General features: G+C 46.4%; 13 protein-coding genes. 6 read left to right on the plus strand and 7 right to left on the minus strand.

Annotated elements, in window-relative coordinates; genetic code table 11:
• Positions 1 to 2 precede the first annotated feature (2 nt).
• Together C6Y40_RS02840 and C6Y40_RS24900 are read right to left on the minus strand one after the other, a co-directional pair.
• The gene (locus tag C6Y40_RS02840) at positions 3 to 536 is read right to left on the minus strand and encodes a glycine cleavage system transcriptional repressor (protein ID WP_105933245.1); all 534 of its coding nucleotides are present in this window, start codon (positions 534 to 536) and stop codon (positions 3 to 5) included.
• Positions 537 to 550: 14 nt separating this feature from the next.
• Complete coding sequence (locus tag C6Y40_RS24900) at positions 551 to 748, minus strand: hypothetical protein (RefSeq protein WP_105933246.1); 198 nt, start codon at positions 746 to 748, stop codon at positions 551 to 553.
• 26 nt (positions 749 to 774) lie between these two features.
• Between C6Y40_RS24900 and dapA the strand changes: the two genes are divergently transcribed.
• From dapA to C6Y40_RS02870, 5 genes are all read left to right on the plus strand, one after another.
• Entirely contained in the window at positions 775 to 1,659 is an 885-nt protein-coding gene (gene dapA, locus C6Y40_RS02850; RefSeq protein WP_105933247.1) for a 4-hydroxy-tetrahydrodipicolinate synthase, read from the plus strand.
• Between the two features lie 9 nt (positions 1,660 to 1,668).
• On the plus strand, positions 1,669 to 2,784 hold the full coding sequence (gene bamC / locus C6Y40_RS02855; RefSeq protein ID WP_105933248.1) for an outer membrane protein assembly factor BamC: 1,116 nt from the start codon (positions 1,669 to 1,671) through the stop codon (positions 2,782 to 2,784).
• 13 nt (positions 2,785 to 2,797) lie between these two features.
• On the plus strand, positions 2,798 to 3,511 hold the full coding sequence (purC, locus tag C6Y40_RS02860) for a phosphoribosylaminoimidazolesuccinocarboxamide synthase (RefSeq protein WP_105933249.1): 714 nt from the start codon (positions 2,798 to 2,800) through the stop codon (positions 3,509 to 3,511).
• A gap of 179 nt (positions 3,512 to 3,690) precedes the next feature.
• Positions 3,691 to 4,536, plus strand: coding sequence for a DMT family transporter (locus tag C6Y40_RS02865; RefSeq protein WP_105933250.1), 846 nt, complete (start codon positions 3,691 to 3,693; stop codon positions 4,534 to 4,536).
• A 300-nt stretch (positions 4,537 to 4,836) separates the two neighbouring features.
• Positions 4,837 to 6,198, plus strand: coding sequence for a flagellin N-terminal helical domain-containing protein (locus C6Y40_RS02870; RefSeq protein ID WP_105933251.1), 1,362 nt, complete (start codon positions 4,837 to 4,839; stop codon positions 6,196 to 6,198).
• A 72-nt stretch (positions 6,199 to 6,270) separates the two neighbouring features.
• On the opposite strand, the gene yfaE is transcribed toward C6Y40_RS02870, so the two are convergent.
• The 5 genes from yfaE to C6Y40_RS02895 all read right to left on the minus strand — a co-directional run bounded on the left by yfaE (position 6,271) and on the right by C6Y40_RS02895 (position 9,607).
• Positions 6,271 to 6,543 carry a class I ribonucleotide reductase maintenance protein YfaE gene (gene yfaE / locus C6Y40_RS02875; protein WP_105933252.1) on the minus strand — a complete coding sequence of 91 codons (273 nt, stop codon included), beginning with the start codon at positions 6,541 to 6,543 and terminating at the stop codon, positions 6,271 to 6,273.
• 10 nt (positions 6,544 to 6,553) lie between these two features.
• Positions 6,554 to 7,684: a class Ia ribonucleoside-diphosphate reductase subunit beta gene (gene nrdB, locus C6Y40_RS02880; RefSeq protein ID WP_105933253.1), complete on the minus strand. Its 1,131-nt coding sequence runs from the start codon at positions 7,682 to 7,684 to the stop codon at positions 6,554 to 6,556.
• Between the two features lie 283 nt (positions 7,685 to 7,967).
• Complete coding sequence (locus tag C6Y40_RS25520) at positions 7,968 to 8,114, minus strand: transposase (RefSeq protein ID WP_146129478.1); 147 nt, start codon at positions 8,112 to 8,114, stop codon at positions 7,968 to 7,970.
• A gap of 98 nt (positions 8,115 to 8,212) precedes the next feature.
• Positions 8,213 to 8,335, minus strand: a complete 123-nt coding sequence (locus tag C6Y40_RS25380) for a hypothetical protein (RefSeq protein ID WP_276309505.1) — start codon at positions 8,333 to 8,335, stop codon at positions 8,213 to 8,215.
• A gap of 588 nt (positions 8,336 to 8,923) precedes the next feature.
• Complete coding sequence (locus C6Y40_RS02895; RefSeq protein WP_105933255.1) at positions 8,924 to 9,607, minus strand: beta/gamma crystallin-related protein; 684 nt, start codon at positions 9,605 to 9,607, stop codon at positions 8,924 to 8,926.
• A 124-nt stretch (positions 9,608 to 9,731) separates the two neighbouring features.
• Here C6Y40_RS02895 and C6Y40_RS02900 point away from each other — a divergent pair, with 124 nt between their 5' ends.
• Positions 9,732 to 10,853 carry an ISAs1 family transposase gene (locus C6Y40_RS02900; RefSeq protein WP_105933256.1) on the plus strand — a complete coding sequence of 374 codons (1,122 nt, stop codon included), beginning with the start codon at positions 9,732 to 9,734 and terminating at the stop codon, positions 10,851 to 10,853.
• Positions 10,854 to 10,876 lie beyond the last annotated feature (23 nt).

Below are 10,876 nucleotides of genomic sequence, written 5' to 3' on the forward strand. Positions count from 1 at the left end.
TATTATCCCTTATGTTTATCAATAATATTGGATGTCAGGTGTAGCACCTGACACAGCAAATTCAGGTTGTAGCGAAACTCCGGCATGGCAACATCGTCAGGGATATTTACCACCAGCTTAAACCGCATCATCTTGTGGCCGGTTTCATCATCCACACTGGTGGTTTGACGAAAGGCGCTGATAGAGACGTGCTGGTCGGCAAAAAAGCGGGTAATGGCCTGGATCTGCCCCGGGTTATCCACACCATTAAATTCAACATCGTAAAGGTGAGTCAGATTTTGTTTGGTGTGTTCGCGAGTACGTTTCAGAATCGACAACAGATCACGGCGCTGGCACATCTCAGGGATACTAAGCTCGACCCGGGTGATGGCGTTATGGGTGCCTTCGATGATCATCGTTAACGAAAATTCCTGACCGTAAATAGCATGTCTGCTGTCAAGAATATTGCAATCTGATTCGCTGACCAGGGTGGCAATATCACTGAGAATACCCACCTGGTCAGTACCTAAGATAACCGCAATTAACTGTTGTTTCATGGACCTGACTCATATTAAGGGGCGCAGATTCTAACATAGCCGTGGCCAAAGTCGAATCGGTCGCTGGTAGGATTTTGCCAGGCTGAAAACCTGCGGTAAGAGCTAAACGGTTTTAAAACACCGGCAGCAAAAATAAAAACCGTCATTTTCTGGTAATAATATGCGATCCGGGCGTTCAAATGCTTGTTTTTAACCAGTGCGGCAATTACCATGTGCGCTCGCAAAAAGTGGAGAGAATATGTTTACCGGTAGTTACGTTGCGCTTGTCACCCCAATGTTTGATGACGGCCAAATTGATTATCCTGCGCTGCGGGAATTGGTTGAGTTTCATATCCAACAGGGCACCCATGGTATTGTGTCGGTAGGCACTACCGGCGAATCCGCCACGCTGCCTTTCGATGAACATATTGAGGTTGTCAAACAAACGGTAGAAGCCGCTGCAGGCAGAACCAAAATTATTGCCGGAAGTGGGGCAAACTCCACCTCTGAAGCGATTTTCCTGAGCGAGCAGATGGCTGGCCTGGGGATAGATGGCTTCCTGAGTGTTGTACCCTATTACAATAAGCCTCAGCAAAAGGGCATGATTGCGCATTTTGAGGCGGTTGCCGACGCCACCGACTTACCGGTACTGCTGTATAACGTACCGGGCCGCACTGTTGCCGATATGTTACCTGAAACCGTAGCAGAACTGGCTAAACACCCCAAAATTGTTGGTCTGAAAGACGCAACCGGCGATATTGCCCGTTTAAAAGCCACCCAGGCTTTGGTAGACGATGACTTTGTGTTGCTGAGTGGCGATGACGGCACCTCATGTGAATTTTTATGCGAAGGCGGCCATGGCGTGATTTCGGTTACAGCCAATGTTGTGCCGGCAGCCATTGCACAAATGTGTGAAGCAGCCCTGGCCGGCGATAATGCCCGTTGCCGCGAGCTAAACGCCAGCATTGAAAAACTGCACTCGGCATTGTTTATCGAACCAAATCCGGTGATCCCGAAGTGGGCATTGTATAAAATGGGGATGATGAAAAGCCCATTTTTACGTTTGCCGATGGTTTTACCGGAACTTGCGAGCCAAAAAAGCATCGAAGCGTTGTTACATGAATACGCTTTAATTTCAGAATAAGAGATAACTATGAATAAAAAACTGGCTTTGGTCAGCGGTATTGCCAGCCTTGTTCTTACTGCTTGTGCTTCACAACAAGAACGCGTGACGGCCTCCGGGAGTTACGAATACTTAAAATCAAAAGAACGCACGCAGTTACAAGTGCCGACCGAACTTGATGCGCCGGAATTTACCAGCGATTACAATATACCAGCTCTACGGCAATCTGCCGATTCCACTCTGGTAGGACGTAACCTTGAGGTTGTGCCCCCTGCGCTGGTTATCCCGTTAGTACAGGGTTCTCACGTGGAAGAAGGCTCTAAAGGTGCCACAGTGCTGCTGGACCAGGTGAGAGATAACGAAACACTGGATAAAACTATCTGGAACTCGTTGATTGGGTATTTGGAAGAGCAAGGCATCAGCGTAGAAAATTTCAGCCCGGAACAAGGCGAACTGATTACCGGCTGGATGAATGTTGCCCCGGCCAGCACCGAAGAAGGTAATGGCGGCTGGTTCGACTGGTCGTCTGATGAGGCCGAAGTGAATGGAAAGGGCCGTTACAAGTTTGACGTAGAGTTGAAACCTCATGGACGTACTGCACAGTTAAGTGTTGCCTTGTTTGATTATGAACGCGGCGATAAGTCTGTAGAAGACTTAAACGCGATGGAAAAACGCCGTGACGAAGTTATGGTGTTAAACCGGGTAATCAGCCACTACGAATACCTTAATCAACTTGAAACCAACCGCCGTATTGCTCAAATCCGCCAGGGTCTGGATATGGAAATGGGCTTTGATGACGACGGTAACCCGGCTTTCGTGTTAGATGCTAACTACGACATTGCCTGGCCGCGTATCCAGCTGGTATTACGCAAACTGGGTTTCAACGTAAAAGATTTAGATAAGTCGAACGGATTGATTTTTGTGCAGTATACTGATGAGCAGGTGAGTTGGTGGCGTGACCTGTTTTCATCAGACGATGCACAGTTGCTGGATTATGAAGACTATCGCCTGAAGGTGACAAAACTAGGCCCTAAAACGTCTATCACCTTTATGGATAATGAAAGCACACCATTTGATGCCAAACAGGTTGCTGATCTGTTCAAACCTTTTGAACAGGTAATGACCGAAGACGGCTTAGACATTTAATACGAGACCTATAATGGAAAAACGCGACGAGCTTTATCGCGGTAAAGCGAAAACTGTTTATCACACAGACGACAGTGACAAGTTAATTTTATTGTTTCGCAACGATACTTCGGCTTTCGATGGTGAAAAAATCGAACAGTTAGATCGTAAAGGCGAGGTCAATAATAAGTTTAACCACTTTATCATGACCAAGCTGGAAGAAGCCGGTATTGCTACGCAGGTAGAATCACTGCTATCTGACACCGAGTCACTGGTTAAAAAGCTGGATATGATCCCGGTAGAGTGCGTTGTGCGTAACGTGGCTGCAGGTTCTCTGGTTCGCCGTCTGGGTGTGGAAGAAGGTCAGTTACTGAATCCACCGGTATTCGAATTCTTCCTTAAGAATGACGCGCTGCATGACCCAATGGTAAATGATTACCATATTGAGTCATTCGGCTGGGCCACTGCCGCTCAGGTTGCCCGCATGAAAGCACTGACATTTGCCGTCAACGATGTACTGAAAGCATTGTTCGATCAGGGCGGTATGATTTTAGTGGATTATAAACTGGAATTTGGTGTGGACAGTGCCGGAAACATTGTGCTGGGTGATGAATTTACGCCAGATGGTTGCCGTCTGTGGGATAAAGAAACCCGCAAGAAGATGGACAAAGACCGTTTTCGCCAGGGCTTAGGCTCAGTGGTAGAAACCTATATTGAGGTGGCAGAACGCTTAGGCTTAAAGCTCTAATCGTGTTCTGACGTCGTAGCTATTTGAAATACCCGCCAGTGTGCGGGTATTTTTTTGTCCGTTATCCGGTCTGGTTTCGAATAAACACCAAATCACCCCCACGCAGAATAGGCGCAAAGTGGTATTGAATTTAGCTAACAATATGCAACTATGGTTAAAAATGCTTTGCAGGACATCCTATGGTACTGATTAAATTGGTTTTACTGGCTGCATTGGCAATGACAGCTTTTGCCGCTAATTCGCTGCTTTGCCGGATGGCGCTGGTGGACACCGATATCGACCCGGCCTCCTTCACCTTCTGGAGATTAACCAGTGGTGCGCTGATGTTAACCTTTTTGGTGGTTATGCGTAACCAAAAACCGCTACAAGAAGGCAATATGGCTTCGGCTATAGCGCTGTTTGTGTATGCTGCCGGCTTTTCGTTTGCCTATATCAGCATGACCACCGGGGCCGGTGCTTTGTTACTTTTCGGTGCGGTGCAGGTCACCATGATCAGTTGGGGTCTGTTTAAAGGCGAAAGGATGAGTACACTGCAATGGGGCGGCTTTCTGCTCGCCCTGGTTGGACTCATACTGCTCCTGCTGCCTAATGCGGCAGTACCGCAGCTTTCCAGCGCACTGATGATGCTGGCGGCGGGAATCGCATGGGGTGTTTATTCGTTAAAGGGTAAGGGCGCTAAATTTCCCATAGAAGCTACAGCAGGTAATTTTATCCGTTCCACGCCACTGGCGTTAGTATTGCTGGTGATATTCTGGCCGGGCGGTGAGTTCCATGCTGAAGGTATGGCTTACGCCGTTGCCTCAGGCGCGATTGCCTCGGCATTAGGCTATGCCTTGTGGTATAGCATTCTGGTGCACATAGCGGCGATTAAAGCTGCAACATTACAATTATCTGTGCCGGTGCTGGCAGTCTTTGCCGGATGGTTGTTCTTAGATGAAACGGTCACGCTGAGGATTATCTTAAGCTCATTAGCCGTTATTGGTGGTGTCGCCATGGTGATTTGGGTTAAAAAAGCTGCCGGCTGAATGGTTTTACTATGCGCTAATACCTGTCGTTCAGCCGCCTAACCACTGCCATAGGAAGCCAGTATGTTGATTGAGTGATATGCCTTGGGGTTGTTAGTGTGGTTATGCCTGAATTAAGAATATTGGGAATCTTTCCAGCTTTAATACACAGCGCACATTTAACGCTTAATGAAATATTATTTGAGTCCTTGTGTATTGTCCCCTTTATTTATTAATCAATAAGTTAACGTAAATTAAGACTTAAGTTTAAAGACAGTAGGCCGATACGGATATCAGGAAGTCGAGAAGTATTCATGGAAGATGTCTTTAGTTGTTGGTCACAATCAGTCAGCGCTTAATATTCAGCGTCAGTTGTTCTCGGTAACAAACCGGCTGGACCAGTCTTTCGAACGCCTTTCCTCAGGTTTTCGCATCAACAGCGCTGCCGATGACGCAGCCGGATTACAAATAGCTGATCGGCTGCAAAGTGATGTGATATCAAGCCGTCAGGTGGTGCGTAATCTCAATGATGGTATTAGCTACGCGCAGATTGCAGAAGGGGCGTTAGACGAAGTAAATACAGCTGCTCAGCGCATGCGTCAACTTGCCGTGCAGGCACAAAATGGCATTCACTCCGATAGCGATCGCCTGGCATTAGACAAAGAATTTCAGCAATTAAAAAGCGAGATTGATCGTATTGCCTACGAGACGGAAGCGTTTGGTCGTCATCCGTTATTATCGCCCGCCACATTATTATTTGCAGATAACTCTCCAGACAATGTGACGCTGGGTTCCGGTCAGCAGATAATTAATAACCTGCCTTTCAGTGGTAGCGGCAACGATTTTTACTTTATTCCGGCAGACTCTGAAAATATCCGCTTTACCTTCGATTCCTATAGCCTGGATGATGATATTCATCTTTTCACCACCAGCGGTGAGCATTTAGCGGGAGTAGAAGTACCGGCGGTCGGAGATCCGCTGGCAGATTTTAACTGGCAGGATCTCGGCCTTGATTTAAGTAATATTGATACGGCTTTTTTGACTACCGGCAATGGATTTGATGCCGGAGCCAGCTATGACGCGAGTAATATCAACGGGGCTAACGCTGTGGGAACCACCGTCACTTATAGTGGCGACGGAGATCTGGATAACGACGGGCGTATTTTCACCGGCGAGACGGATGTAGAGGTGATTACGTTAACCGGCACCACCAATCAGGATATTATTCTGGCGGTCTCAGGGCAGAGCTCAGGGAGTTCTTATAAGGGCCGAATATCCTGGGATCGGTTAGGCGGTGTGGCCAGTGCTGCCATTCAGGAGGCTGAACTGGCTGATGAAAACCCGGAAGAAGACGTTAAAATTACTACGTCTGCAGCAATTAATGGCCCGCAGGATTACCATGAAATTGCCAAAACACCGGCTACAGCGGCCGATTTGGGGCTCACCGGCTTATCGTTAAGTAGCCAACAGCAGGCAGAAGTTGCTTTAAATGCGCTGTCTGGCGCAATAGATGATATTGGTGAAAAGCGCGCAGGTTATGGTGCTGTGCAGAATGCCATGCAATCCAATTTACGAAATCTGTCGATTCATGCCGAAAACACTCGGGCAGCACAATCACAAATAAGGGATACAAACTACGCCAGCGAAACGGCCAGTCTGGCAAGAAATCAAATCATTCAGTAAGCCAGTCAGTCATTGCTGAGTCAGGCCAACCAGCAGCCGGAAATAGCCTTAACGTTACTCAATGGCTAGGCTCTAGAAACCCAGTTTAATTTTTAAATGGTTTTTTGGTTTGCAGCAACAGGGCAGGATTTCATCGTCGTCGATAAAGGCGAGGGGATCAGTAGTGTATTCCACTTCGCCTTCCAGTAACGTGGTGCGGCAGGCACCGCAAAATCCCTCGCGGCAATGGTATTGCACGTCAATCTTTTGAGATTCAAGGCTTTCCAGCAGCGTTTTATCGGGGGGTGCGGTCACCGTTACCGTATCGACAATGTCGATACGGTAGGTGTTGTCGCGGTCGGTCATTGCCGGTTATTTAAAGTTCGAAATCGGCAAAGTCGTCTTCGCTAACGGCTGAATCAATCTGACCTACCAGGTATGAGCTGATCTCTGATTCCTGTGGTGCCACCTGAACATTGTCGGAAATCAGGTAGTTATTCATCCATGGCAGCGGGTTAGAGGTAACGTCATAGGGCTGACCCATGCCGATAACCGCCATACGCTGGTTAGCAATGTATTCTACATACTGACACAGAATTTCTTTATTCAGGCCAATCATAGAGCCGTGCTGGAACAGGTACTCTGCCCATTGCTTTTCCTGCTCTACCGCTTTCATAAAGATTTCTTTTGCTTCATCGGCACATTCCTCGGCGATTTCCGCCATCTCCGGATCGTCTTTGCCTTTAGCCCACAGATTCAGAATATGCTGAGTGGAGGTCAGGTGCAGGTTTTCATCGCGGGCAATCAGGCGGATGATCTTGGAGTTACCCTCCATCAGCTCACGCTCTGCAAATGCGAAAGTACACGCAAAGGATACGTAGAAACGAATTGCTTCCAGTGCATTAACCGAGTTCATGCACAGGTAGAGTTTTTTCTTCAGCTCGCGCATGTTAACCGGGTAGGGCTGTCCTTCATTGGTATACATGCCTTCGCCCTGAGTTTGCCAAAGCTGTGTGGCATAAATCAGGTCGTCGTAATATTTGGAGATATCCGTTGCACGACGCTTAATTTCTTCATTCACCACGATATCTTCAAAGATACTGCTCGGATCGGTAAACAGGTTTCGCAGAATATGCGTGTAAGAGCGAGAGTGGATAGTTTCGAAGAACGACCAGGTCTCTGTCCAGGTTTCCAGTTCCGGCAACGAGATTATCGGTAGAAAGGCGATATTTGGACTGCGGCCCTGCACCGAATCAAGCAGTGTCTGATATTTCAGGTTAGAAATGAAAATGTGCTTTTCCGGCTCGGTCAGTTTTTGAAAGTCGACCCGGTCGCGGGTGACATCCACTTCTTCCGGACGCCAGAAAAAACTAATTTGCTTTTCGATGAGCTTTTCAAAAATAGAATGTTTTTGTTGGTCGTAACGGGCGACGTTAACCGGATTACCAAAAAACATAGGCTCGTCGAGCTGATTCACATTTTGCTGATTAAACGTGGTGTATTTCATATTTTATTATCACTTCACTAGCGCAATAAGAAGCCCGGCTGGCGCCGGGCAAATGAATAATTGTTATATTTTATTATGTCCTGAGAAAAATGTAACAAGCGAGTGGGTGGGTTGGTCTAAATCTACTCTTGAACCCTTATAAAATATAACACTCAACATTTGTTATCCCCAGCAGCATAACCATACTTAGTAACATAGTTAAAATGTAACACAATATATAGTGTTTTGATACGTCAAAATTAGCTAAAGGATTAATGATTTTTTAGAGCAAAATGTTACACATTTAGTTGGAGGGGTACGATGGAGGGTAATGCAAAGGTTGATTACCTATCACATCAAAGCCGGATAAAAACCATTGCAACTGCTTTTCACTCAGGCGCATGCGTTGTAATTCAGCATCATTTGGCCATTTAAAGCGGTGCTTATCCAATCGCGAATGCTACAGCGCGAAGCCGGTTTTATCTGCATATCCCAGTAAAGGATTTTGAGTTTATCGCGCCTTTTATTGTAGAAGACAATCAGAGCATCCTAGAATGGACTAAGGTGGATATATTGCTCAACCACCGCAACAATCAGCCTGTTGATGGACATACGGAAATCGACGATATTTAAGTATAGGTAAATGTCGGCAGGCGCGACGAACATCTTCATTCGCTAAGCGCCTTCATCACGTCGCTAACCAATAAGGTTGTTGTAAGGTAATGGGTAAACTGAGCTGTCCCGCGCCATAATCCAGAGTTATCTGATCATTCGCAGTAAACTCCCTGGATACAATCGTGGTGACTTCGCTTTTCACTTGAAGAAACTTACTTTGATAATGTTGCAAGCAGATATCACTGCGCCTGGCATAAAAGGTTTGGATATTGATATGTTGTTGCCGGCATAATTCGACGGCCGAGAAGCTACTCTGTTGTTACTGTTAGAATAATTGTCGCCATTCTGGCTGGCTTCGTTGAGGGTTTCGCTTAACATTCTCCGTTTAAAAAGTACACCATGCTGTAGGTATTTTAGAGTTTGAATGTGAGGAGCACCTGACGCTCACCCTAAACTCGCTATTCCTGACTTATTACTAGTTTGGAGAGAGTATAAAAATATCAGTGTAAGTGGAATTTGGGAACCAGGTCTATGGTTCGTGCAATTAGGGTTGATGTATCAGTCGGGCCAGAAGTTTGACTATTCGTTTCTAATATTCTCCCCCTCTTTAAAACCTCACTACAAAGGGGGAGACAATACTAAGTATTACCGTATTAGAACGCCGCCGCCAGAACCGCCACCGCCAGAACCACTTCCAGGAAGAGGGGTCGGATCGCAAAACAAGTCATAAGTAACCATAAAAGTTGATGCTTTGTCGTTAAAGTTGTAAGCGCCTAAAGAATTAACATTGGCGTCGAATTCAACTCTTGTTCCACTCAAGTTACCGTCTTTTGTCAGTATCGCGCACATACCAGACGGAACCTTAATACTTGTCACTTCATCGTTCAAAGTATGAAAACCACCAGAAGTATCAACGGGTGCTGCCAAAAAACTGCCAGATAAATTACTATGTCTATAGAAATAAACTAAATCGGATGAGTCACAAGCATTAATTCTATATCTACCTTGAATTGGATAAACCCACATTGATGAAATGGTGTCATTGAAATTATAATTACCAAGGCTTGGATATTCACCTTCGGTCAAGAATATATGTTCACCTCTGTAGTCTGAATCCTTAAAGACTACTAGACACGAACCTTCACTCACAAAAGCTGAAGAGAATGAGTCATTGTCACTGCCAAGTGTTCGAAAAGAATTATCATAAGCGTTAATGAGCACTTGTCCTGGGTTTAGTGCTAAGTTTCCATCTTTATAAAGCAAGGCATAGTTTGCAAATGACGGAGTTGACACAAGTATCGTCAAGATTAACAATAAAAACCTGTTCATAAAAGTTCCTTCTGTAGCAGGGTGAGATCGTGAATATTTATTAACCAGTTGGAGGAAACTAAACGATCAGTTTGACGATCCGGTTTAGTCGTGATCTTATACTCTCTTTTTGGGGAGTAAAACCATGTATATCGAAGCCTTCACCACCCACTTTGGGGAATTATCTGACACGCGTCAATCAGCAAAAGTGACCTATCCACTTGAGGATATTTTGTTTATCACCTTATGTGGTGTCGTCGCTGGAGCCGAAGGGTGGAGCGATATCCGGGACTATGCCGACGGTCATATTGGCTGGTTCCAGCAACATGGTTACTTGCGCGATGGCGTCCCCGTTGATGACACTATTGCCCGTACCATTTCGCGTCTCGACCCAGAGCAGTTTAGAGCTTGCTTTATCAACTGGATGCAGGCTGTACATGAAAGCACCGAAGGACAATTGATTGCGATTGACGGTAAAACGCTGCGAAGCTCCTACCAGCGCGGTGACCGCCAATCAACGATACACATGGTCAACGCGTTTGCCTGCACCAATAAAGTCGTTTTAGGTCAGGTTAAAACCTCAGAGAAGTCGAACGAAATTACAGCAATCCCTGAGCTTATTCAGTTACTTGATGTTCAGGACACCTTGGTATCAATTGATGCTATGGGCTGCCAGACCAGCATCGCAGAGCAAATAGTCGAGCAAGGTGGTGATTACCTGTTCACACTCAAAAGCAATCAGGGCAAGCTCTGTAAAGCAGTCGAGGATGCGTTTACTGAGACACGGGAAGCACCACTTGGTGGCTTAACCTTCGAGCAAAAGCGGGGTCGCATAGAAGCCCGGACATACCATGTGTTAAGTGCTGATGAGGTGAGCAAAGCGTTCCCGCAATGGCCTGAGTTAAAGACGCTTGGCATGAGCATGAGCTTCCGCCAACAACAAGGCAAAGCACCTGAACTGACGTATCGCTACCATATCAGCTCCGCACCATTAAGTGAGAAGCAACTAGCCGAAGCAGTACGTTCCCACTGGGCTGTAGAGAACAGCTTACATTGGGTACTGGATGTCAGCATGGGTGAAGACGACTGCCAGATACACCAGAATCACGGTGCCGAAAACTGGTCGATGCTACGCCATTTAGCGCTAAACATGTTGCGGGCAGAGTCATCAAAAGGCAGCATACCCGCCAAGCAAAAACGGGCTTGGATGAAAGCCAGCTATCTGGAAGCTGTGCTAACTGCGGGTTTTAGTGGCATGATTAATTAGTGAGCACTCATGCGGTTGCCCTG

This window comes from Marisediminitalea alba (assembly GCF_002993365.1).
Lineage (GTDB): Bacteria > Pseudomonadota > Gammaproteobacteria > Enterobacterales > Alteromonadaceae > Alteromonas > Alteromonas alba.

Excerpts from the sequence above, each read along its gene's own strand:
- C6Y40_RS02870 (WP_105933251.1), top strand. The coding sequence starts at position 4,837 with ATGTCTTTAGTTGTTGGTCACAATCAGTCAGCGCTTAATATTCAGCGT.
- C6Y40_RS02865 (WP_105933250.1), top strand. The coding sequence starts at position 3,691 with ATGGTACTGATTAAATTGGTTTTACTGGCTGCATTGGCAATGACAGCT.
- C6Y40_RS02840 (WP_105933245.1), bottom strand. The coding sequence starts at position 536 with ATGAAACAACAGTTAATTGCGGTTATCTTAGGTACTGACCAGGTGGGT.
- yfaE (WP_105933252.1), bottom strand. The coding sequence starts at position 6,543 with ATGACCGACCGCGACAACACCTACCGTATCGACATTGTCGATACGGTA.
- nrdB (WP_105933253.1), bottom strand. The coding sequence starts at position 7,684 with ATGAAATACACCACGTTTAATCAGCAAAATGTGAATCAGCTCGACGAG.
- C6Y40_RS02900 (WP_105933256.1), top strand. The coding sequence starts at position 9,732 with ATGTATATCGAAGCCTTCACCACCCACTTTGGGGAATTATCTGACACG.
- bamC (WP_105933248.1), top strand. The coding sequence starts at position 1,669 with ATGAATAAAAAACTGGCTTTGGTCAGCGGTATTGCCAGCCTTGTTCTT.
- purC (WP_105933249.1), top strand. The coding sequence starts at position 2,798 with ATGGAAAAACGCGACGAGCTTTATCGCGGTAAAGCGAAAACTGTTTAT.
- C6Y40_RS24900 (WP_105933246.1), bottom strand. The coding sequence starts at position 748 with ATGGTAATTGCCGCACTGGTTAAAAACAAGCATTTGAACGCCCGGATC.
- C6Y40_RS02895 (WP_105933255.1), bottom strand. The coding sequence starts at position 9,607 with ATGAACAGGTTTTTATTGTTAATCTTGACGATACTTGTGTCAACTCCG.
- C6Y40_RS25380 (WP_276309505.1), bottom strand. The coding sequence starts at position 8,335 with ATGAAGATGTTCGTCGCGCCTGCCGACATTTACCTATACTTAAATATC.
- dapA (WP_105933247.1), top strand. The coding sequence starts at position 775 with ATGTTTACCGGTAGTTACGTTGCGCTTGTCACCCCAATGTTTGATGAC.